Source organism: Komagataeibacter sp. FNDCF1 (genome assembly GCF_021295335.1).
In the GTDB taxonomy this organism is placed as follows: domain Bacteria; phylum Pseudomonadota; class Alphaproteobacteria; order Acetobacterales; family Acetobacteraceae; genus Komagataeibacter.
On sequence record NZ_JAIWOT010000001.1, the window covers coordinates 1,080,383 to 1,101,231 of the forward strand.

General features: G+C 65.1%; 19 protein-coding genes. 4 read left to right on the top strand and 15 right to left on the bottom strand.

Annotation, left to right across the window (positions count from 1 at the left end; all coding sequences use genetic code 11):
- Positions 1 to 7: 7 nt before the first annotated feature.
- The 13 genes from LDL32_RS05075 to LDL32_RS05135 form a co-directional block, all read right to left on the bottom strand.
- On the bottom strand, positions 8 to 364 hold the full coding sequence (locus LDL32_RS05075; protein WP_233064921.1) for a hypothetical protein: 357 nt from the start codon (positions 362 to 364) through the stop codon (positions 8 to 10).
- 35 nt (positions 365 to 399) lie between these two features.
- Positions 400 to 891: a type II toxin-antitoxin system RatA family toxin gene (locus tag LDL32_RS05080; RefSeq protein ID WP_233064923.1), complete on the bottom strand. Its 492-nt coding sequence runs from the start codon at positions 889 to 891 to the stop codon at positions 400 to 402.
- Complete coding sequence (gene lipA, locus LDL32_RS05085) at positions 891 to 1,883, bottom strand: lipoyl synthase (RefSeq protein WP_233064925.1); 993 nt, start codon at positions 1,881 to 1,883, stop codon at positions 891 to 893. The genes LDL32_RS05080 and lipA overlap by 1 nt, the downstream gene beginning before the upstream one ends.
- A 253-nt stretch (positions 1,884 to 2,136) precedes the next feature.
- Complete coding sequence (gene lpdA, locus LDL32_RS05090; RefSeq protein WP_233064927.1) at positions 2,137 to 3,546, bottom strand: dihydrolipoyl dehydrogenase; 1,410 nt, start codon at positions 3,544 to 3,546, stop codon at positions 2,137 to 2,139.
- Between the two features lie 14 nt (positions 3,547 to 3,560).
- A complete protein-coding gene (locus LDL32_RS05095) occupies positions 3,561 to 4,838 on the bottom strand; it encodes a pyruvate dehydrogenase complex dihydrolipoamide acetyltransferase (RefSeq protein WP_233064928.1) in 1,278 nt (425 codons plus the stop codon).
- A gap of 11 nt (positions 4,839 to 4,849) precedes the next feature.
- Positions 4,850 to 6,205, bottom strand: coding sequence for a pyruvate dehydrogenase complex E1 component subunit beta (locus tag LDL32_RS05100; RefSeq protein ID WP_233064929.1), 1,356 nt, complete (start codon positions 6,203 to 6,205; stop codon positions 4,850 to 4,852).
- A 7-nt stretch (positions 6,206 to 6,212) separates the two neighbouring features.
- Positions 6,213 to 7,172 (bottom strand): pyruvate dehydrogenase (acetyl-transferring) E1 component subunit alpha, encoded by a 960-nt coding sequence (pdhA, locus tag LDL32_RS05105; protein WP_233068708.1) that lies wholly within the window; start codon positions 7,170 to 7,172, stop codon positions 6,213 to 6,215.
- A 147-nt stretch (positions 7,173 to 7,319) separates the two neighbouring features.
- Positions 7,320 to 7,808 (bottom strand): cyclic pyranopterin monophosphate synthase MoaC, encoded by a 489-nt coding sequence (gene moaC / locus LDL32_RS05110; RefSeq protein ID WP_233064930.1) that lies wholly within the window; start codon positions 7,806 to 7,808, stop codon positions 7,320 to 7,322.
- A complete protein-coding gene (gene trpC, locus LDL32_RS05115; protein WP_233064931.1) occupies positions 7,805 to 8,698 on the bottom strand; it encodes an indole-3-glycerol phosphate synthase TrpC in 894 nt (297 codons plus the stop codon). The genes moaC and trpC overlap by 4 nt, the downstream gene beginning before the upstream one ends.
- 3 nt (positions 8,699 to 8,701) lie before the next feature.
- Positions 8,702 to 10,036 carry an anthranilate phosphoribosyltransferase gene (gene trpD, locus LDL32_RS05120; protein ID WP_233064932.1) on the bottom strand — a complete coding sequence of 445 codons (1,335 nt, stop codon included), beginning with the start codon at positions 10,034 to 10,036 and terminating at the stop codon, positions 8,702 to 8,704.
- A 6-nt stretch (positions 10,037 to 10,042) separates the two neighbouring features.
- Positions 10,043 to 10,639 carry an aminodeoxychorismate/anthranilate synthase component II gene (locus LDL32_RS05125; RefSeq protein ID WP_233064933.1) on the bottom strand — a complete coding sequence of 199 codons (597 nt, stop codon included), beginning with the start codon at positions 10,637 to 10,639 and terminating at the stop codon, positions 10,043 to 10,045.
- Positions 10,640 to 10,742: 103 nt separating this feature from the next.
- Positions 10,743 to 12,296, bottom strand: coding sequence for an anthranilate synthase component I (gene trpE, locus LDL32_RS05130; RefSeq protein WP_233068709.1), 1,554 nt, complete (start codon positions 12,294 to 12,296; stop codon positions 10,743 to 10,745).
- A gap of 17 nt (positions 12,297 to 12,313) precedes the next feature.
- The gene (locus LDL32_RS05135) at positions 12,314 to 14,248 is read right to left on the bottom strand and encodes a peptidylprolyl isomerase (RefSeq protein WP_233064934.1); all 1,935 of its coding nucleotides are present in this window, start codon (positions 14,246 to 14,248) and stop codon (positions 12,314 to 12,316) included.
- Between the two features lie 273 nt (positions 14,249 to 14,521).
- Here LDL32_RS05135 and tpiA point away from each other — a divergent pair, with 273 nt between their 5' ends.
- From tpiA to kdsA, 4 genes are all read left to right on the top strand, one after another.
- On the top strand, positions 14,522 to 15,265 hold the full coding sequence (gene tpiA / locus LDL32_RS05140) for a triose-phosphate isomerase (protein WP_233064936.1): 744 nt from the start codon (positions 14,522 to 14,524) through the stop codon (positions 15,263 to 15,265).
- 37 nt (positions 15,266 to 15,302) lie between these two features.
- Positions 15,303 to 15,608, top strand: a complete 306-nt coding sequence (secG, locus tag LDL32_RS05145) for a preprotein translocase subunit SecG (RefSeq protein WP_233064938.1) — start codon at positions 15,303 to 15,305, stop codon at positions 15,606 to 15,608.
- Between the two features lie 128 nt (positions 15,609 to 15,736).
- A complete protein-coding gene (locus tag LDL32_RS05150) occupies positions 15,737 to 17,383 on the top strand; it encodes a CTP synthase (RefSeq protein ID WP_233064940.1) in 1,647 nt (548 codons plus the stop codon).
- The gene (gene kdsA, locus LDL32_RS05155; RefSeq protein ID WP_233064942.1) at positions 17,380 to 18,228 is read left to right on the top strand and encodes a 3-deoxy-8-phosphooctulonate synthase; all 849 of its coding nucleotides are present in this window, start codon (positions 17,380 to 17,382) and stop codon (positions 18,226 to 18,228) included. The genes LDL32_RS05150 and kdsA overlap by 4 nt, the downstream gene beginning before the upstream one ends.
- A gap of 242 nt (positions 18,229 to 18,470) precedes the next feature.
- Here the strand turns inward: kdsA and LDL32_RS05160 are convergent, their stop codons facing one another.
- Positions 18,471 to 19,559 (bottom strand): glycosyltransferase family 4 protein, encoded by a 1,089-nt coding sequence (locus LDL32_RS05160; protein WP_233064944.1) that lies wholly within the window; start codon positions 19,557 to 19,559, stop codon positions 18,471 to 18,473.
- A 57-nt stretch (positions 19,560 to 19,616) separates the two neighbouring features.
- The gene (locus LDL32_RS05165; RefSeq protein WP_233064946.1) at positions 19,617 to 20,792 is read right to left on the bottom strand and encodes a hypothetical protein; all 1,176 of its coding nucleotides are present in this window, start codon (positions 20,790 to 20,792) and stop codon (positions 19,617 to 19,619) included.
- Positions 20,793 to 20,849 lie beyond the last annotated feature (57 nt).

Below are 20,849 nucleotides of genomic sequence, written 5' to 3' on the forward strand. Positions count from 1 at the left end.
GCGCTGGCTAGTAGCCCGCGCCTCCGCCTTCCGCCTGCGTGCGCGGCACGGGTATGGTGCCTGACGTCTCACCCGTGCCGGCTGCCTGCACGGCGTGACTTGCGGCCCGGCCTGTGCTCCCCGGCCCTGGGCGCACCGGGGCGCCGCCTGCAGCGGCAGGGGAAGATGCGGGAGCCGTGGCGGCTGTTGTGGCGGGCTGGAGTGCCGCCCGCGCTTTCTGCAGGCTCTGCGCGTTCAGATCATCTGTCTGGGCATCCGTAGCGGCTGCTGCCGTGCCGTGATGGGTAGCGGGCGCTGCTATTGCGGGCAGTGTGGCACACAGCAGGGCACTGCCCAGCATGGTGGAAAGGAGGCGTTTGGTCATGACGGGTTCCTTCTGTCCGGTCTAATGGGGCGCGCTCAGGCGCTTCCGGCCTTGGCCGTGCCCACGGGTGGCTGCGCGGGGGCGGCAGGCGCAGGCGGCGGGCCATATATGTCACGCGCACGGCGGATGAAGGCGGACACCATCAGGCGCACGGCCTCGTTGAACACCACACCGATCGCGGCCTGCAGCAGGCGCGAGCGGAATTCGAAATCCACAAAGAAATCAACCAGGCAGCCACGCGGTTCGGGCGTGAAGGTCCATACATTGTTCAGGTAGCGGAAAGGACCCTTTTCATAGCTGACCCGGATCGTGTCCGGCGCTTCAAGCAGCACGCGGCTGGTGAATGTCTCACGAAAGGGGCCAAAGCCGATGGTCAGGTCCGCCACCAGTTCGCTCGCCGTGCGCGTGCGCACGCGCGCGCCCGTGCACCACGGCAGGAACTGGGGGTATTTCCCGACGTCGGCCACCAGATCGAAAAGCTGGCTGGGCGAATAGGCGATAAGCCGACGTTCGGCATGGGTGGGCATCACATCATCTCCATTGCGCCACGTTCGGTCCGCAGGCGTTGCTCACGTGCGGCGCGCAGTTCCGCAAAATCAGAATCCGCATGATACGAGGAACGGGTCAATGGCGAGGAACTGACCTGCAGGAATCCCTTGACCCGGGCCATGCCTGCGTAATCGGCAAATTCCTCCGGTGTTACGAACCGTGCCACCGCAGCATGCTTCACTGTGGGCTGGAGATATTGCCCCAGCGTGATGAAATCAACATCCGCTATCCGCAGGTCATCCATGACCTGCTGTATTTCGGGCCGTTCCTCGCCCAGTCCCAGCATCAATCCCGATTTCGTGAAGATGGAGGGATCCATCCTTTTCACGTCATCGAGCAGCCGCATCGACTGGTAATACCGCGCGCCGGGGCGGATGGTGGTGTACAGTCGGGGCACGGTTTCCAGGTTGTGGTTGAACACGTCGGGCCGCGCACGCACCACCACTTCCAGCGCGCCGGGCTTGCGCAGGAAGTCGGGTGTCAGGATCTCGATGGTGGTGTCGGGCGCGCTGGCGCGGATTGCCCCGATCACGCGGGCAAAATGATGTGCCCCGCCATCGGGCAGATCGTCACGGTCCACCGAAGTGATGACCACATGCCGCAACCCCAGCCGCGCCACCGCATCGGCCACGCGCTCCGGCTCATCCGCATCCAGGGCATGCGGCAGGCCGGTGGTGACATTGCAGAAAGCGCAGGCACGGGTGCAGATCTCCCCCATGATCATCATGGTGGCGTGGCGCTGGGACCAGCATTCGCCAATATTGGGGCAGGCCGCTTCCTCGCACACGGTGACGAGGTTGTTGTCGCGCATGAGCCTGCGTGTCTCGTGATAGGTGGGGTGGTTGGGCGCGCGCACGCGGATCCAGTCTGGCTTGCGCGCAATGGGGTTGTCGGGCCGATGCGCCTTTTCCGGGTGCCGCAGGGCGGCATCCGTCTTCTTGCGGTGGTCGATCGTCAAACGCACGGACATGACATGAACATCCCATCTGGCAGGCTGGTTGACCAGAAGTGTAACGCCTGCCCCACAACGTCAAGCATTCTTGCAGGCCACGGGGCAGCGGGGGATCACAAGCGCACGATCAGCGCCATGATCCCCTGCCCTGCCCGCAGAACAGGCCGCAGGGTGGAAAAGGTTTCCGGGTGCCGCCTTTTTTCAAAAAGGCGGCATACTCCGAAGCTTTTTGGAAAAAGCTTCACCAGAAACTTTTCTTCTTTTTTATCAGTCAGATATGCAGGGCGCCATCATACGCGGCCAGCACGGCTTCATGCATGGTTTCCGATATGGTGGGGTGCGGGAACACGGTTTCCTTCAGTTCCGCGTCGGTCAGTTCACCGGTGCGGGCAATGACATAACCCTGGATCATCTCGGTCACTTCGGGGCCGACCATGTGCGCGCCCAGAAGTTCGCCCGTGGCGTCATCGAATATGGTCTTGACCATGCCCTCCGGCTCACCCATCGCAATGGCCTTGCCGTTGCCGATGAAGGGGAAGCGGCCTACGCGCAGCCTGTAGCCCGCCGCCTTCGCCTTCTCCTCCGTCATGCCGACAGAGGCCACCTGCGGGCGGCAGTAGGTGCAGCCGGGAATGTTGAGGGGGCTGATCGGATGCACGCTGCGGCCGGCAATCAGTTCCGCCACCATCACGCCCTCATGGCTGGCCTTGTGGGCAAGCCATGGCGGGGCTGCAATGTCACCAATGGCGAACACCCCCTTCTCCGCCGTGCGGCAGTAGGCATCGACCGTGATATGGGTGCGGTCCACCTTGATGGTCGTACCTTCAAGGCCGATATTCTCGACATTGCCGACAATACCCACCGCCGAGATCACGCGCGCCACCGTGACGGACTGCGTCTTGCCGCCCACCGTCACCTCAATGGTCACGCTGTCATCGCCCTTCTTTATCGCGCCCAGCTTCGCGCCGGTCAGGATCTTCATGCCCTGCTTTTCCAGCGCCTTGCGGGCGAAGGCGCTGATCTCGGCATCTTCCACCGGCAGTATGCGGTCGGCCACTTCCACAATGGTCACGTCCGCACCCATATTGCGGTAGAAGGAGGCGAACTCCACCCCGATCGCACCCGACCCGATCACCAGCAGGCTGCGCGGCAGTTCGGTGGGCACCATGGCCTCGCGGTAGGACCAGACCAGCCTGCCATCCGGCTCCAGCCCCGGCAGCACACGGGCGCGGGCACCGGTGGCCACGATCACGTTGGGCGCGGCCAGGACAGCGGTTTCCTTGCCGTCTTTGCTGACCGAAACCTTGCGCATGTCCCCCTGCGTGCCTGCCAGCCTGCCAAAGCCGTTGATGACCGTGACCTTGTGCTTCTTCAGCAGGTGGGCAACACCGGCCGAAAGCTGGGCCGACACATTGCGCGAGCGCTTGACCACCTTGGCAAAGTCAAAACGCACGTTATCGGCCGCGAACCCGAATTCCTCCAGGTTGTGCAGCATGTGGTTGATTTCGGACGCGCGCAGCAGCGCCTTGGTGGGGATGCACCCCCAGTTGAGGCAGATGCCGCCAAGCTGGGCGGCTTCCACCACCGCGACCTTCAGCTTGAGCTGGGCCGCACGGATGGCCGCCACATACCCGCCGGGGCCGCCGCCAATGACAATGACATCAAATTGCGTGGTGCTCATTTCGGACCGTTTCCTCAGACCACAAGGCTCATCGGGTTTTCAACAACCGTGCGGAAGGCCGAGAGCCACTGTGCCGCCAGCGCGCCATCCACCACCCGGTGATCGACCGAAAGTGTCACGGTCATGACCGTGGCAATGGCAATGTCATTGCCCTTGACCACCGCCCTGCGCTCACCCGCCGCAATGGCCAGGATGGCGGCCTGTGGCGGGTTGAGAATGGCGGAGAACGCCTTGACCCCGTACATCCCCATGTTGGAGATGGAGAAGGTGCCGCCCTGGAATTCCTCTGGCTTCAGCTTGCCTGCCCGCGCGCGGGCCACAAGGTCGCGTGTCTCGAGACTGATCTGGCGCAGGCCCTTGGTATCGGCCGCGCGCACGATGGGCGTAATCAGCCCGTCGGGGATGGAAACGGCGACCGAGATGTCCACATCATGATACGCCAGCAGCGCGTCATCGGTATAGGACACATTGACCTGCGGCACCCGGCGCAGGGTGACCGCCGCCGCCTTGACCAGCATGTCATTGACCGAGATCTTGTATGCACCCGGCCCTTCGCTGGGGGCTGCGGCATTGAGCTGGCTGCGCAGGGCCATCAGCGCGTCGAGCTCCACATCCATTTCCACATAGAAATGCGGGATGGTGGACTTGGCTTCCGTCAGGCGGCGCGCAATCACCTTGCGCATGCCCGAATGCGGCACGGTGTCATACGCCGTGCTGGCGGGTGCCGGTGCGGATGCCGGTGCCGCGGCGGACGCAGCCGTGGCTGCGGGGGCTGCCGCCGGGGCCTGCTGCGCCTGTTCCACATCACGGCGCACGATGCGCCCGTTGGGGCCGCTGCCCTTCAGCGTGGCAAGGTCGATGCCCTTCCGGGCTGCAATCCTGCGCGCAAGGGGGGAAGCAAAGACGCGTGTGCCCTTTGATGCAGGTGTGGCGGACGCCATGGAGGCCTGCGGGGGCGGGGCGGCCTGCGCGGTGGCAGGCGCCGGGGTTACCGGGGCCGCCATGGCCGGGGCGGTCGTGGGGGCCGCAGGCGCGTCGGGCACGCTCTCGCCTTCGGCCACCAGTATGGCGATGGGGGTGTTGACGGCAATCCCGTCCGTGCCCTCGCCAATCAGGATGCGGCCCAGCACGCCCTCATCCACGGCCTCGACTTCCATCGTGGCCTTGTCGGTCTCGATTTCCGCAATCACGTCGCCTGCGGCAATGCTGTCACCTTCCGCCTTGAGCCAGCGCGCCAGGGTACCTTCCTTCATTGTGGGGGAAAGGGCTGGCATCAGGATGTTGATCGGCATCGCGTAATCCCTCACACAACCTGCCGGACGGCATTGATGATCCAGTCCGCATTGGGCAGGGCAAGCTTTTCCAGGTTGGCGGCAAACGGCATGGGCACATCCGCCCCCGCCACGCGCACCGGGGGCGCGTCCAGATAATCGAACGCGTGCTCGATCACCTGCATGGCCACTTCCGCGCCAATGCCGGCAAAGGGCCAGCCTTCTTCCACCACCACCAGGCGGCTGGTTTTCCTGACACTCTCCACCACCGTCTCGGTATCCAGCGGGCGGATGGTGCGCAGGTTGATCACTTCCGCATCGATCCCCTGCTCCGCCAGCTTTTCGGCGGCTTCCAGCGCAACGCCGACCATGATGGAGAAGGCGACGATGGTCACGTCCGTGCCGGCGCGCTCGATCTTCGCCCTGCCTATGGGCAGGATGAAGTCCTCATCCACCGGGCACGGGAAACGCTGGCCATACAGGATCTCGTTTTCGAGGAAGATGACCGGGTTGGGGTCACGGATGGCGGCGCGCAGCAGGCCCTTGGCGTCCGCTGCGGACCACGGGGCCACCACCTTCAGTCCCGGCACATGGCCGTACCAGCTGGCATAGCACTGCGAATGCTGGGCACCCACGCGTGCGGCGGCGCCGTTGGGGCCACGGAACACGATAGGGCACGACATCTGCCCGCCCGACATGTAGCGCGTCTTGGCGGCGGAATTGATGATCTGGTCAATGGCCTGCATGGCGAAGTTCATGGTCATGAACTCCACAATCGGCTTGAGCCCGGTCAGCGCGGCACCGATGGCCATGCCGGTAAAGCCCTGTTCGGTAATGGGGGTGTCGATCACCCGCTTTGCACCAAACTGGTCCAGCAACCCCTGCGAGACCTTGTAGGCCCCCTGGTACTCGGCCACTTCCTCACCGATCAGGAACACGTCCTCATCACGCGCGAGCTCGGCGGCCATGGCATCGCGCAGGGCCTCGCGCACGGTGATCTCGCTGGTCTCGCCCCAGTCCTTTTCAGGGGCTGCGGCTGCCCCGGGCCTGCCGGGCGCGGCGGGCACGGGGCCGCAGGATGGCGGGGCGACGGGAGCCTGCGCCGCAGGGGCCACCGGGGTTGCCGGCGTGGCATCCACGCTCTCGCCCTCGGCCAGCAGCACGGCAATGGGGGTGTTGACCGCCACGTTCTCCGTCCCCTCGGGGATCAGGACGCGGCCAAGGATACCTTCATCCACGGCCTCGACTTCCATCGTGGCCTTGTCGGTCTCGATTTCCGCAATCACGTCGCCTGCTGCAATCGCATCACCCGGCCTGCGCAGCCAGCGCGCCACCTTCCCCTCCTTCATGGTGGGGGACAGGGCGGGCATGAGTATTTCTGTTGCCATCTCTAATTCAGCTTCCTACCAGAATGTCCGTCCACAGCTCCGAAGGGTCGGGCTCGGGACTGGTCTGGGCAAACTCGGCCGCGTCAACCACGACGGCCTTCACCTTGTCATCCATCGCCTTCAGGTCGCTTTCCGCCACACCGCGTTCAAGCAGTTCGCGGCGCACGCGGTCGATCGGGTCATGGTTCTTGCGGATTTCGTCCACTTCCGAACGCTGGCGGTATTTCGCCGGGTCGGACATGGAATGACCACGGTAGCGGTAGGTGTCCACCTCCATCAGCACCGGCCCCTTGCCCGCGCGGCAGTGGGCCACGGCCTCGGCCGCGGCAGCCCGCACGGCCTCGACATCCATGCCATCGACATACAGGCCCGGGATGCCCCACGGCTCGCCATTGCGCCACAGCGCCTTCGAAGCCGAGGCCCGCTCCACGCTGGTACCCATGCCGTAGCGGTTGTTTTCCAGCACGAACAGGCAGGGCAGCTTGTGTAGCGCGGCGAGATTGAAGCTTTCGTAAACCTGGCCCTGGTTGGATGCACCCTCGCCATAATACGTGACCGAGACCTCGTCCGTGCCACGGTACTTGTTGGCAAACGCCAGCCCGATGCCCAGCGACACCTGCGCGCCGACAATGCCGTGACCACCATAGAAGTGCTTTTCGGAGGAGAACATGTGCATCGACCCCCCCTTGCCGTGGGAATAGCCGCCCTCACGCCCGGTCAGTTCGGCCATGACCCCGCGCGCGCTCATGCCGGCGGCCAGCATCTGCCCGTGGTCGCGGTAGGAGGTGATGATCTTGTCCCCCTGCTTGAGCTCCATCTGGATGCCGACCACAACCGCTTCCTGCCCGATATACAGGTGGCAGAACCCGCCGATCAGCCCCATGCCGTAAAGCTGGCCTGCACGTTCCTCAAACCGGCGGATCAGGACCATCTGGTAATAGGCTTCCTTCAGGTCGGCTTCGGTCATGGTCCGGCTGTTATGGCCACCCGACAGGCCGGGATCTGTCTCATTACTCATCGAACGTCCTTGGTTCATGTTGCCCGTGCTGTTGTCTCCGCCCCTGCGGCAGGCACAGCCGTTATGGTTGCGACAGGTGTGCGTGCCGGTCCGTCATCACCCGGCCGTACGCTCATAAGTACCGGAAGCACCGCCGGATTTATGGATCACGTGTATCTGACCGATTTCCATGTCCCGCTCCACCGCCTTGCACATGTCATACAGCGTCAGCGCAGCAACCGAGGCCGCGGTCAGCGCCTCCATCTCGACACCCGTGGGCCCGGTGGTGCGCACGCGCGCGGTAATGGTGATGCCGCGCTGGTCGGCATCGGGCTCAAGCTGCACCCGGACTGACGAGAGGGCCAGCGGATGGCACAGCGGGATCAGGTCGGCGGTTTTCTTGGCCGCCATGATGCCCGCAATCCGGGCGGTGGCCAGCACGTCGCCCTTGGGCATCCCGCCTGCCATGATCAGGGCCAGGGTTTCGGAACGCATGCTGATATGCCCATGCGCCACAGCCTCGCGCCGGGTATCAGGCTTGGCCGAGACATCCACCATCACCGCATGTCCGGCACCATCCAGATGCGACAGGCGGGACCCCGTCATGGTGCGGCGGGCGCCGGGGCCGGCGCATCCGGCGTGGTGCCCAGCAGCGCGTGCACCGCTGCCCCCACGTCCTCGTGCCGCAGCAGGCTTTCCCCCACCAGGAAGCCCGACGCCCCAATGGCGTTGAGCTTCATCACATCTTCATGGGTGCGGATGCCGCTTTCGGATACGATGATCCTGTCAGGCGGCACCAGCGGCGCAAGCCTGCATGTGGTCCCGATATCGGTCTGGAGTGTCTTGAGGTTGCGGTTGTTGATGCCGATCAGCGATGTATCGAGCGCCAGCGCGCGGTTGAGTTCGCCCTCGTCATGCACCTCCACCAGCACGTCCATGTCCAGCCCGCGTGCGATGTCCAGCAGTTCGGCGGCTTCGGCATCGGTCAGGATGGCCATGATCAGCAGGATGCAGTCCGCGCCGATCAGGCGGCTTTCATGCACCTGCCACGGGTCGATGATGAAGTCCTTGCGCAACAGCGGCAGCTTGCACGCTTCGCGCACGCGGGTCAGATCCTCGGCGCTGCCATGGAAGCATGACCCCTCGGTCAGGACGGAAATGCACGCCGCCCCCGCCTTTTCATATTCCTGCGCAATCCGGGTGGGTTCATAATCGGGCCGCAGGATGCCGGCGGAAGGGGATGCCTTCTTGATTTCGGCAATCAGGCCGATCTGGTGGTCCGCCGTCTTCTGCTTCAGCGCCTGGCCAAAGCCACGCGGCGGCGTGTCAACCTCACGCGCGCGGGCCGTGATTTCCTTCAGTGTCACGACCTTTGCGCGCTGCGCCACGTCCACCCGTGTCCGTGCACAGATACGCTCCAGAACATCGGGGATGCTGTCCACATCCCCGGGCTGGACACTGCCTGTCTGGGGGGGGGTGCTTGGCGTGTCGTTCATTTTCTACCCTGTTACTCTGTTTGGCACGTCCGCGCGAAAGTTCCGCACGGCCTCCAGCACGGCCGCAACCGCGCCACGATCGAGCGCATCCGCCGCAAGGCCGATGTTCCCGCGCAGGGCGGCGTAATCGATCTCGCCCCCCCGCATGATAGTGCTGCCCCTGCCCGCCACATGCAACGCGACACCTGCGTTGAGCAGCACGGTATCCCGGTAGGCCCCGCGCGCGCCCTGCGCCAGTTCCCGCAGCGCCCGCGCGTTATGGGCGGGCGTGCCACCGGCAATGGCGGCGATGGGGGCTGTCGCCAGTCCCGCCTCCTGCGCGTGAATGGTCACGCGCCGGATCGATCCGTCCTCCAGCACGCAGGCATGGGTGGGGCCGGCCAGAGTCAGTTCATCAATGAACCGGCCCTGCCCGCATTCACCACTGACCGCCCATACCCGTTCCGACCCTACCTCCCGCAGGGTGCGGACCATGACTTCCAGCCAGTCGGGGGAAAAGACGCCCACAAGCTGCCGCCGGACCTCCGCCGGATTGCACAGCGGCCCGATAAGGTTGAAAATGGTGCGAAAACCCAGCGCGCGCCGCACCATACCCACATGCCGCATGGCGGGATGGTGATTGGGGGCGGCAAGGAACGTCACGCAATGGGCCGCCATCATCCGGCCGATATGCCCGTTATCAACCGGCAGGGGCACGTCGAGTTCCAGCAGCACGTCCGTCGCCCCCGAGCGCGAGGACAGTGCCCGGTTGCCATGCTTGGCCACCGGCACGCCCATGGCGGCCAGCACGAAGGCCACGGCGGTGGAAACATTGAGCGTGCCCAGCCCGTCCCCCCCCGTGCCGCATACGTCAAGCGCGCCATCGGGCATGGCGGGGACGGCCAGCATGCGCGCGCGTATCGCCCTTACGGCGGCATGGAGTTCGGTCACGCTCTCGCCGCGCATGTGCAGCGCTGTCAGGAACGCGGCCAGTACTGCATCGCTCACCGCCCCGTCCATGATCAGGCCGAAAGCCGTCTGCGCCATGTCCGGCGTCAGGTCACGGCCGTCCAGCACCACGTCCAGAATGTCCGTGAACCCGGATGCAGGGCCTGCGGGACCGGGCGCGCGGTGACGCAGCACGGCTTCCAGTTCCACCGGGTCGGCCTGCACCCGGCCCTGCATGCGCAGTGCGGTCAGAAAGGCTATGGCGGGCACCTGCTCCACATCGCCATTTTCGATGGATCGCAGGGCGGCCTGCGCCTCCTCCGGCGCCACCACGCCCCCCGCAACCGCCCGCCCCAGTATCGCGCGGAACGTGTCGCTGGTGGACGGGCCGCTGTCCATCGTGCCGGCCATGACCGCTCAGGCAGCCTTGCGTGGCGTATTGCGCCCGCGGGCGATGGACAGGAAATTGGCCATGATGTCATGCCCGTGTTCCGAAGCGATGCTCTCGGGGTGGAACTGCACGCCGAATATGGGCAGGGTGGCGTGGCGCAGGCCCATGATCACGCCGTCCGCCGTGTGCGCGGTGGCCACCAGCGTGTCGGGCAGACTGTCGGGATCGACCGTCAGGCTGTGGTAACGGGTGGCATTGAACGGGTCGGGCAGGCCCGCGAACAGGTCCGTCCCGTCATGGTATACGGGCGAGACCTTGCCATGCATCGGCACCGGGGCGCGCACGACCCGCCCGCCGAACACCTGCCCGATGGCCTGATGGCCAAGGCATACACCCAGTACCGGCACCTTTCCTGCTGCTGCGGCAATCAGGTCGCAGCATATACCAGCCTGATCGGGCGCACGGGGCCCGGGTGAGATGACAATGGCCTCTGGCTGGCGCGCCAGCGCATCCGCCACGCTGATCGCATCGTTGCGATGGACGTCGCACCTTTCCCCCAGGTCCCCAAGATAGTGGACGAGGTTGAAGGTAAAGCTGTCATAATTGTCGATCAGGAGGATCATGGGCGTATCATGGCTTTTCCGCTGGGCCGGGTCAAACCCCCTGCGGCATGACCCGGCATGTCTTCATGTCCCTTATCATGTACGCGGATGCTATAAAATTGCCTTATGCGTCATTCCCTGTCGCAAATCGCACAGCTTCCTCCGCCGCGCGGAACAGGGCACGGGCTTTCTGGCGGGTTTCCTCGTATTCCGCCTCGGGCACGCTGTCGGCCACCACGCCACAGCCCGCCTGCACGTACATGCGCCCGTCCTTCACTACCGCCATGCGCAGGCCGATGCAGGTATCCATGTCCCCATCGGGGCCGAAATAGCCGATGCACCCGGCATAGGTGGCCCTGCGGGTCGGCTCGACCTCGTCAATGATTTCCATGGCGCGGATCTTGGGCGCACCCGTCAGTGTCCCGGCGGGAAAGCCCGACATCAGCGCGTCCAGCGCCTCAAGATCGGGGCGCAGCGTTCCTTCCACGTTGGAGGAGATGTGCATGACGTGGCTGAACCGTTCGATGACGAACTGCTCCGTCACCCGCACCGACCCCGGCTCGCATACCCGGCCCACGTCATTGCGGCCCAGGTCGATCAGCATCAGGTGCTCGGCGCGTTCCTTGGGGTCGGCCAGCAGTTCGGCCTCCAGGGCCAGATCTTCCTCCGTCGTGCGGCCACGCGGGCGGGTGCCTGCCAGCGGGCGCACGGTCATGGTGCCTTCGCGCAGGCGTACTAGGATTTCGGGGGACGAGCCGACCAGGCTGAACCCGTCCAGATCAAGGTAGAACAGGAAAGGTGCCGGGTTGATCCGCCGCAGCGCGCGGTACAGCGCGAATGGCGGCAGGCCGAACGCCGCGCTGAAGCGCTGGCTCGGCACGATCTGGAAGGCATCGCCCGCCGCTATGTAGTCCTGCAGTTTCCGTACGATATCACAGAATTCCGCCCTGGTCAGCGTGGATTCCGGCACGGGAACCCCGATCTCGCCCACCGGCCCGTCGGGCAGTTCCACAGGTGTGGACAGTGCCGCGCGGGCCTGCTGCAGGCGCTCATGCGCCAGATCCCATACCGCTTCGGGCGCCACACCCGCACATGGCCGCATGGGGGCCGCCAGCAGCAGTTCGTCCCGCACCGTGTCGAATATGGCGAACAGGCCGGGACGGATCAGGATCCCTTCGGGCAGGTCCAGGTCATCGGCCGGCATGTCCGGCAGATACTCCACCTGCCGGATCATGTCATAGCCAAGGTAGCCGAACACACCGCCGGTCATGGGGGGCAGGCCTTCGGGCAGGTCCATGCGGCTGGCATGCAGGATACGGCGCAGGGACACCAGCGGCGCATCGGCTTCAGGCACGAAACTGTGGCTGGGGGCCGAGGGGTCGTGGCAGACACTGGCGCGGCCATCATGGCAGCGCCAGATCAGGTCGGGCAGCAGGCCGATGACCGAATAGCGCCCGCGCGAAGTGCCGCCCTCCACACTTTCCAGCAGGAAGGCGTTGTGGCCGCCATTGCCGCCCCCATGACTGCGCGCAAGTGATGACAGCCGCAGGAAGGCCGCGACGGGCGTGAGCAGGTCGGCAGGTTCGACACGCCACGCCACCGTGCCCCTGCCTTCGCGCAGGGCGGCAAGCGCAGCCTCACGCAGGGCGGCATCGGGCTGCCGGGAGGGGGGGCGCATGCGCGCGGCGTCTGCTGTCACTGTCCTGTTCCCGTATTCTGGCTACCCGTCACTTCCCCCATCACGGTGCGAAGTGCGGACTCGTTCGGCTTTGGCTTGACGATGGCTTCCAGCGCCCCGCCGTAACCCATTTCGATATCCTCGCCCATCGACTGGGTCAGCCCCGTGCGCACACGGTCATACAGATCCTTCTGCGTGGCCGGATCGGGGTGGTTGATGGCCGTAAGCGTTGCCACCACGTAGGCATCGCCCGCTTCGGTCATGATGCTCTGCCCGACCTTGCCCAGACGGAAGATCAGTGCCGCGACCTCACGCGGGATTTCGGGCGCGGGCTGCATGGGGGAAAGCGGCTGGCTGTGCTCAAGACCCGGCACGGCAGGGGCGACATGGGCCAGCCCGCCCTGCCCTTCGGCCTGATTGTAGAATGTCGTGGCCTGCTGGTCGGCCATGTGGCGGCGGACGGAAGCCAGCCATGCGGCGGTCACGCGCGGCCCGGCCTCGGCCAGGTCCAGGGCATGGCCGGGGGTCACGCCATCAACGGATACGGCGTACCATGTATTGTCCGGCCCCTGCACCAGTGTGGGGTTCTCCCCTTTCTGCTGGGAAAACACGCGGGCGATGACGGCCTGCCGCGCCGCGTCACTGCCCGGTATGGGGGCGGCGGTGCCTTCATGGGTATTGCCCGTCTGGTCCAGTTCCCCCGAGACCGCGACCGCGCCGAGATCGGCCGGAATGGAATCCAGTCCGCCCCCTGCTATCGCATCCTGCAGCTTCTGCACCCGGTCGGACAGCAGCGCCTGCGCGCGGGTGTGGGCAAGCTGGTCATGCAGCGCCTGCTTCACGTCGGCAAAGGACGTGGTGTGGGCCGGCGTCACGCCCGTCACGCGAAAGACGACCCAGCCGCCCTCGCTTTTCACCGGTCCCTGTGTCGCATCCGCGGGTGCCGCGAAGATCAGCCTGCCCAGATCGGCGGAGGGAATGTCCGTCTGCTTCATGCCCGGCAGTTCCACCGCGGCCGCATCCCTGCCTGCGTCTTTCTGTACCCTGGCCCAGTCATTCGCATCCGCCCACTGCGCGCGCAGGGCGGTGGCGCGCGCTTCGGTCGGCACGGTCACGATCTGCACGTTACGCCGCTCGGGCGCGCTGAAGGTCTGGGCCTGCGCCTGATAGGCCTGCTGCAGGTCGGCATCCGTTATGTCGAGCATGCGGCCGATGGTGTCGGCCGAGAGCACGACCACGCGGGCATGGCGGTATTCGGGGGCCATGAATTCCCACGGGTGGTTGGCGTGGTAGCGCGCAAGCTGGGCGGCGGTGGGCGTGGCGGTGACCTGCTGGCTTTCAAACGGCACGCGCACAAGGTCGAGGGTGCGGGTCTGGCCTTCGAAATCAAACAGCCGGCGGACCATCACGTCCGGCACGCCCACGCCATCGCGAATCGGTTCAAGCAGCACGCGCGACGCCTGTTCCTGGCGGACCAGTTCGATCAGCCTGCCCTCCGACATGCCGGTGCGGCGCAGGCGGTCATTGAACAGGGCGCGGTCAAACTGGCCGTTCGTACCCTTGAAAGCAGGGATGGAGAATATCTCGTCCCGCACCACGGAATCGGGCACGATCAGGCCATGACGGTCGGCGGCTTCGGCAATCTCGGCCTGCAGCACAAGGCGCTGGAGCACCTGGCGGGCGACCTGCTCACGCGTGGCGGGCGGTATCTGGCCCGGGTCGGACAGGTGCATGGACTGCGCCACCTGCGGCATTTCGGACTGCAGCGCGTTCTGGTAGGACTGCACCAGGATGGGACGCCCCCCCACGCGGGCCGCCACATCGGCGCGTTCGGTGCCGATGTTCATCAGCACGTCACCCACGCCGAACCCGATGAAGGCGAGGAAAAACAGCCCGGCGACGATGCGGCCCACCCATGAATCGACAAACACGCGATACAGAAAAGATAGCATGAAAAACCCTGCGCCAGCACCAAGACAAAGCCGGATGGAACAGGGCCCGCGCACGACGCGCGCCCATGGGGCGCCCTGTTTTCCGGTCGGGCACCATACGGGCACGCCGCCGGTTTGACCAGCACCCGCATGCGCGCGGCCCCGCCACGCAGCACGCGGGTTGCAACACGGGCCGGGCCATGGTGTAGGCTGGCGGCCATCATAACCATGCCATGCCGCCCTGCCACGCACTGGGCAGGCCGTGCAGCCGGGGCATGGACCAGGAGTGGAAACATGAAGCAGATTATTGTCGGCAACTGGAAGATGAACGGCCTGAGCGCCGATGCGGACGCGCTGGTCACGGGACTGGCGGACGGCCTTGCCGCCCTGACCACGCGGGCCGATGTGGTGGTCTGCCCCCCCTTCACCCAGCTTGCACGCCTTGCGCCGAAGCTGAAGGCCGCCGGCATCGGGCTTGGCGCGCAGGACTGCCACAAGGACAGGTCCGGCGCCCATACGGGCGACATCTCGGCGCCGATGCTGGTGGACCTGGGGGTGGACTATGTCATCCTTGGCCATTCCGAACGCCGCGCCGAGCATGGTGAACTGGACGAGACGGTGCGCGAGAAGACCGTGGCCGCCATGGCGGCGGGCCTGACCCCCATCGTATGCGTGGGCGAGAACGCCGACCAGCGCGACAGCGGCGATTCACAGGAGACCGTGGGCTGGCAGATCCAGGGATCGCTGCCGCAGGGGTTTACCGGCATCGTGGCGTATGAGCCGGTCTGGGCCATCGGCTCTGGCACGGCCGCATCGCAGCAGGATATTGCCGACATGTCCGCCTTCATCCGCGCCGAACTGGTGCGCCAGTTCGGTGAAGCTGGCAAAACGATCCGAATCCTTTATGGTGGGTCCGTCAATGAACGCAATGTCACCGATATCCTGCCTGTCGAACACGTGGACGGGGCGCTGGTGGGCAATGCCAGCCTGAAGGCGGAAGCCTTCGTGCCGCTTGTCCGCGCCGCCCGCGCTTCGTGACTGCCGCGCGGCCAGCGGGAATCAACTGGAAAGACGCATGATCACAGTTCTCCTTTTACTGCACCTGTTCGTCACCATTGCGCTGATCGGAACCATCCTGATCCAGCGCAGCGAGGGTGGTGGCCTTGGAATCGGCGGCTCGCAGGGCATGGGTTCCTTCATGTCGGGCCGGGGCACGGCCACGCTGCTCACCCGCTCCACCGCCGTGCTGGGCACCGCCTTCATGGTGCTCTCGCTTGCGCTGGCGGTCATGAACCGCGGGGCCTCGACCGGCACGGGCCATGATATCCTGGCCGCACCGCCCGCGTCCTCCGCCCCGGCGGCACCCGCCACAACCCCCTGATCACGCACGCCCTGTGGCGTACGGTATCCATGCCCCGGCACGCCGTGCCGGGGCATTTTCATTTTTTTCGGCCAACCATGCATCGTAGCCTTTGCAGCGCGGCTGCAAGCTGTGTAGAAAGGCCATCCATGACGCGGTTTGTATTCATCACCGGCGGCGTGGTGTCCTCCCTTGGCAAAGGCATTGCTTCGGCTGCCCTTGCTGCCCTGCTTCAGGCCCGTGGCTATCGGGTCCGGTTGCGCAAGCTTGACCCTTACCTGAATGTCGATCCGGGGACGATGAGTCCCTATCAGCACGGCGAGGTCTTCGTGACCGACGACGGTGCCGAGACGGATCTCGACCTTGGCCATTACGAACGCTTTACCGGCGTGCATGCCACCCGGGCGGATAATGCCACCACCGGGCAGATCTATTCCGATGTGATCGCACGCGAACGGCGGGGCGACTATCTGGGCGCGACCGTGCAGGTCATTCCCCATATTACCGACTCGATCAAGGAAACGATCGTGGCCGATACCGAGGACCTGGACTTCGTCCTGGTCGAGATCGGCGGCACGGTCGGCGATATCGAAAGCCTGCCATTCCTTGAATCCATCCGCCAGCTGCGCAACGACCTTGGCCCCGACCAGACGATGTTCATCCACCTCACCCTGCTGCCGTGGATCGCGGCGGCGGGTGAGCTGAAGACCAAGCCCACCCAGCATTCGGTCAAGGAACTGCAGAACGTCGGCATCCAGCCGCAGATGCTGGTCTGCCGCTCCGACCGGGAAATTCCTGAAAACGAGCGTCGCAAGATCGCAAGCTTCTGCAACGTCCGCCCGCAGGCGGTGATTGCCGCGCGCGATGTGGACACGATCTATGCCTGCCCCATCTCGTACCATGCCGAGGGCATGGACACCGAGGTGCTGCACCATTTCGGCCTGCCCACGACACCCGACCCCGACCTGTCGCGGTGGGAAAGGATCGTGGACGCCGTCCGCCATCCTGACCGCGAGGTGCTGGTGACGGTGGTGGGCAAGTACACCGCCCTGCTGGACAGCTACAAGTCGCTCATCGAGGCGCTGCAGCATGGCGGCATTGCCAACCGTGCGCGCGTGCGGCTGAACTGGGTGGAAGCGGAGGATTTCGAGAAATCGGACGATGCGGTGAGCATCCTTGCCCGCAGCGACGCCATTCTGGTGCCCGGCGGCTTTGGCGAACGCGGGTCGGAAGGCAAGATCCGCGCCGTGAAATACGCGCGTGAGAACAACATCCCCTTCATGGGCATCTGTTTTGGCATGCAGATGGCGGTGATCGAATGCGCGCGCAACCTTGCGGGCATCGGGAAGGCGTCCTCCACCGAATTCGGCCCGACCGACTTCCCGCTGGTGGGGCTGATGACCGAATGGGCGCGCGGCAACGAACTGCTGCGCCGGCGCGAAGGTGGCGAGATGGGCGGCACCATGCGGCTGGGCGCCTACCCCGCAAAACTTGCCGAGGGCTCGCGGGCGGCAGAAGCCTATGGCCGGACCGACATCCGCGAACGCCACCGCCACCGCTACGAGGTCAACAACCACTACCGCGAACAGCTGGAAAAGACCGGGCTGCGCTTTTCGGGCATGTCGCCCGACGGCATCCTGCCTGAAGTGGTGGAATACCCCGACCATCCATGGTTCATCGCGGTGCAGTACCACCCCGAACTGCTGTCCAAGCCGTTCGATCCGCACCCGCTGTTCTCCGGCTTCATCAAGGCGGCCGTGGCCAAGGCCGCCGAGCGGACGGCGGCCAAGCGATGACGGACCATCGTGCCCTGACCATCGGCAATCTTACGGTTGGCAACGAATCCCCCTTCACGCTGATCGCGGGGCCGTGCCAGATCGAATCCGCCGATCATGCGATGGAGGTGGCCGATGCACTGTATGGCATCGCAACAAGGCTGGGCATCGGGCTGATCTACAAAAGCTCGTTCGACAAGGCCAACCGCACCTCCATCAACGGCGCGCGCGGCGTGGGCATGGCGCAGGGGCTGGACATACTGGGTCAGGTGCGCGCCCGCCTTGGCGTGCCGGTGCTGACCGACGTGCACCTGCCCGACCAGTGCGCCGCGGTGGCCGAGACGGTGGACGTGCTGCAGATCCCGGCCTTCCTGTGCCGCCAGACCGACCTGCTGGTGGCGGCAGGCAGGACCGGGGCCGCCATCAACATAAAAAAGGGGCAGTTCCTGGCCCCGTGGGACATGGCGAACGTGGCCGCCAAGGTTGCATCCACCGGCAATGAACGCATCATGCTGTGCGAGCGTGGCACGTCATTTGGCTACAACACGCTGGTCAATGACATGCGCGCCCTGCCGATCATGGCGGGAACGGGCTATCCCGTCATCTATGATGCGACCCATTCCGTGCAGCAGCCCGGGGGCCTGGGCACATCCTCGGGCGGGCAGCGGGTGTTCGCACCCATCCTGGCGCGCGCGGCACTGGCCATTGGCGTAGCCGGCGTGTTTATCGAGACCCATCCCGATCCCGACACCGCACCCAGCGATGGCGCGACCATGCTGCCACTGTCCTGCATGGAGGACCTGCTGGCCTCGCTGCTACAGTATGACCGCCTGACCAAGCAGAACCCGCCAGCCGACATCATCTGATCCCCTGCCCCGCGGCAACCCGCCGTGGGGCAGGCAAGCCCTTTCCTGCCGCGGCTCCCTGCCGGGCTGGCATGGCAATGTGCCGCCCCATGCCTGTCCTCCCGTTTCCTTTGCATGCCTGTAGCGGAAGGCTGAAAGGGCACGCCCTGCACGAACGGACACTCTCGCACCAGACAGGCGGCATGACGGAAACATGCTGGAAAACAACCCGGCCCGGCCACTGTTTTCCTGTATTGCGCCAGCTACGCGCCACTTCCATCCCCGGCCATGCGCCGCAATATGGCACCGCCCGCCTGCGCGAAGGCTGCCGGGTCATAACGTTGCATGACCAGCACCCGCGCGGCCTGCCCCATCTGCGCCAGCCGCCCCGGCTGGCGCAGGGCCGCCTCCAGCCGGTCAGCCAGTGCCTGTGGCCGGTCGGGGGAGACTTTCCAGCCTGTTATCCCCTCCCTGATGGAGTGGTTCATTTCCCCGACGCTGCTGCCAATCACGGGTAGCGCCATGTTCATCGCTTCATGGGCGGCGATACAGAATCCTTCCCGCCGGGAAGGCTGCACATACAAATGGCACCGGCGCAGGAAAGCGGGCGTGTCCTCCACGTAACCGGCAAAAATCACGTTATCCAGCCTATGGCGCTGGCAGAAGGCATGCAGCCGTGCATGCTCCGCCCCCTCCCCCCCGATCGTGACACGAAAGGGTGGCAGGCCACGCACGCCCCGCAGCAGGACCAGCGCACGGCACAACACATCATACCCCTTTGCGGGATTGAGGCGCCCCAGCGTGCCGATCTCCACCACCTGCCCCGCCTGCCAGCCGGGAGCGGGTGCCGGATCGGGGCGGGTGCGGAAAATGGGCCAGCACATCAGCCTGTCATCCGGCACAGCCAGCCTTTTGCGGGTCAGTTCGGTGACATGACGGGAATCCCCCACCCAGAACCGGCTGCGCGCGCGCATGAGCCGGAGCAGCGCCAGGTTCCCGGGCCTGAGAAACGCATTATGCTGCCAGCTGACCACCGGAATTCCCTGTCGCATCCCTACCAGCTGGCCCAGCAGGGTCGCACGTGTGAGTGATGTCCAGATATGGGGGGGCGCCACACGGCGGACCCATGCATCAAGCCGGTGCAGCACAAGGGGAAAAGGCGTATCATCGGGGGCGAGGACATCCGCTTCCACCCCCGCCTGCCGGAGCGCCGGAATCGCACGGCCATTGCGCCGCTCCAGCGCCACGACATGAACCGAATGCCCGTGGCTGCGGCAGACATCCACAATGGCCGGGATGGGGAGCGCCGCCCCCCCGCCTTCAAAACTGTTAATGACATAAGCAATACGCATGACATTCTCCACCCCCCGGCAGGGTGGCGGGATGATAGCGTCAGGCGGGCGGTCTGTTCAGGCGGCGGCGCGTTTATCCTGTAACAAATAGTAAACAATTTCCCGCGCGGCACGACAGGCGGCAGTCTGGCCCGCAACGGTATGGAACGTTGCGGCAAAGGCCTCACGCTGGCGCTGGGCAAACACGGCCTGCTGCGCCTGCGCCACGGCAAGGGCATGCGGCAGGGCGCTGACCCGGTCAATGACCTGCCCCATGTTCCAGTGCGCGTAGCTGGGATTACCCTGCCATGGGGCATTGTGGGAATTGAGGAAGATGCACGGCCGCGGGTTGCATATCCATTCATAGATCTGGCTGCTGCCGTCACCAAGATAGATGTCGGCAGCCAGCACGTAGGACATGTCGACCGAATTCCCGCTGCCCGTGTCAATCAGGATATGGGAGAGGTTACGCAGTCTTTCCGGTATGGCGCGGCGGCGGCGGATGCGCCTGTGCTCGACCGATGTATGCAGCCTGCGGCGGAACAGCATGACATGGGGGGCAAAGATCAGGTTGTAGTCATCCTGGCCGGCGAACCATTCCAGCACCTCCATCCCCATGTCCCACCAAGAGGACAGGACCGGATCGAAATGCGGGTTGTACAGGACGGTCGGCCGGTCGTTATCAAAAAAGCGCGGGCGGGCCGTCATGTCGATGGTATCGAATTTCGGGTAGCCGACCACCGCGTGATGGCCGGGCCGGACCAGGCCCTTTTCCAGCATGCGGTCGCGGGTCTTGGCGCCGGGCAGGAGCACAAGGTCGAAAAAGCGCGTCACATCCCGAAAGCCGATAGAGCGGTCCCCCGCCCCGTGCGGGAAATAGATCAGCCTGACATCAAGGTTGAAATGGCTCCTGAGCATGGCCGAAGTCGTTTCCGGCACCACCAGGGCATCAAAACTGGCGAACAGCCCCACATTCTCGCGCAGGTTGGCAATGCGGCGGAATGGCAGCACCGCCTTCGCCACCACATCGATGACGCGCGCCAGGCGACCGATATCGATATGGACAAAACGGACACGTTCCGCACAGGCGGAGATGATCTTCCGGACCTGCATTTCCTGTTCGACAGAGGACGTGATGACGGTCACATCCTGCCCGAGTGCGATCAGTTCGCAGATGATCGGCGCTGTATGCGATATCTGATGGATACAGTCATGATTGAACAGAAAGCCGATCTTCATGCGGGAGGACGTCATGTGACGAACTGTGACGGAATTTTGCCATAAATAATAGATATCGTATCGTTATTTGAG

What these genes read in the sequence shown, in the direction of transcription:
- LDL32_RS05135 (WP_233064934.1), bottom strand. Translation starts at nt 14,248, where the DNA reads ATGCTATCTTTTCTGTATCGCGTGTTTGTCGATTCATGGGTGGGCCGC.
- LDL32_RS05150 (WP_233064940.1), top strand. Translation starts at nt 15,737, where the DNA reads ATGACGCGGTTTGTATTCATCACCGGCGGCGTGGTGTCCTCCCTTGGC.
- moaC (WP_233064930.1), bottom strand. Translation starts at nt 7,808, where the DNA reads ATGACGGGGTCCCGCCTGTCGCATCTGGATGGTGCCGGACATGCGGTG.
- LDL32_RS05165 (WP_233064946.1), bottom strand. Translation starts at nt 20,792, where the DNA reads ATGACGTCCTCCCGCATGAAGATCGGCTTTCTGTTCAATCATGACTGT.
- kdsA (WP_233064942.1), top strand. Translation starts at nt 17,380, where the DNA reads ATGACGGACCATCGTGCCCTGACCATCGGCAATCTTACGGTTGGCAAC.
- LDL32_RS05075 (WP_233064921.1), bottom strand. Translation starts at nt 364, where the DNA reads ATGACCAAACGCCTCCTTTCCACCATGCTGGGCAGTGCCCTGCTGTGT.
- LDL32_RS05100 (WP_233064929.1), bottom strand. Translation starts at nt 6,205, where the DNA reads ATGGCAACAGAAATACTCATGCCCGCCCTGTCCCCCACCATGAAGGAG.
- lpdA (WP_233064927.1), bottom strand. Translation starts at nt 3,546, where the DNA reads ATGAGCACCACGCAATTTGATGTCATTGTCATTGGCGGCGGCCCCGGC.
- pdhA (WP_233068708.1), bottom strand. Translation starts at nt 7,172, where the DNA reads ATGACCGAAGCCGACCTGAAGGAAGCCTATTACCAGATGGTCCTGATC.
- secG (WP_233064938.1), top strand. Translation starts at nt 15,303, where the DNA reads ATGATCACAGTTCTCCTTTTACTGCACCTGTTCGTCACCATTGCGCTG.
- LDL32_RS05125 (WP_233064933.1), bottom strand. Translation starts at nt 10,639, where the DNA reads ATGATCCTCCTGATCGACAATTATGACAGCTTTACCTTCAACCTCGTC.
- trpD (WP_233064932.1), bottom strand. Translation starts at nt 10,036, where the DNA reads ATGGCCGGCACGATGGACAGCGGCCCGTCCACCAGCGACACGTTCCGC.
- lipA (WP_233064925.1), bottom strand. Translation starts at nt 1,883, where the DNA reads ATGTCCGTGCGTTTGACGATCGACCACCGCAAGAAGACGGATGCCGCC.
- LDL32_RS05160 (WP_233064944.1), bottom strand. Translation starts at nt 19,559, where the DNA reads ATGCGTATTGCTTATGTCATTAACAGTTTTGAAGGCGGGGGGGCGGCG.
- LDL32_RS05080 (WP_233064923.1), bottom strand. Translation starts at nt 891, where the DNA reads ATGCCCACCCATGCCGAACGTCGGCTTATCGCCTATTCGCCCAGCCAG.
- trpE (WP_233068709.1), bottom strand. Translation starts at nt 12,296, where the DNA reads ATGCGCCCCCCCTCCCGGCAGCCCGATGCCGCCCTGCGTGAGGCTGCG.
- LDL32_RS05095 (WP_233064928.1), bottom strand. Translation starts at nt 4,838, where the DNA reads ATGCCGATCAACATCCTGATGCCAGCCCTTTCCCCCACAATGAAGGAA.
- trpC (WP_233064931.1), bottom strand. Translation starts at nt 8,698, where the DNA reads ATGAACGACACGCCAAGCACCCCCCCCCAGACAGGCAGTGTCCAGCCC.
- tpiA (WP_233064936.1), top strand. Translation starts at nt 14,522, where the DNA reads ATGAAGCAGATTATTGTCGGCAACTGGAAGATGAACGGCCTGAGCGCC.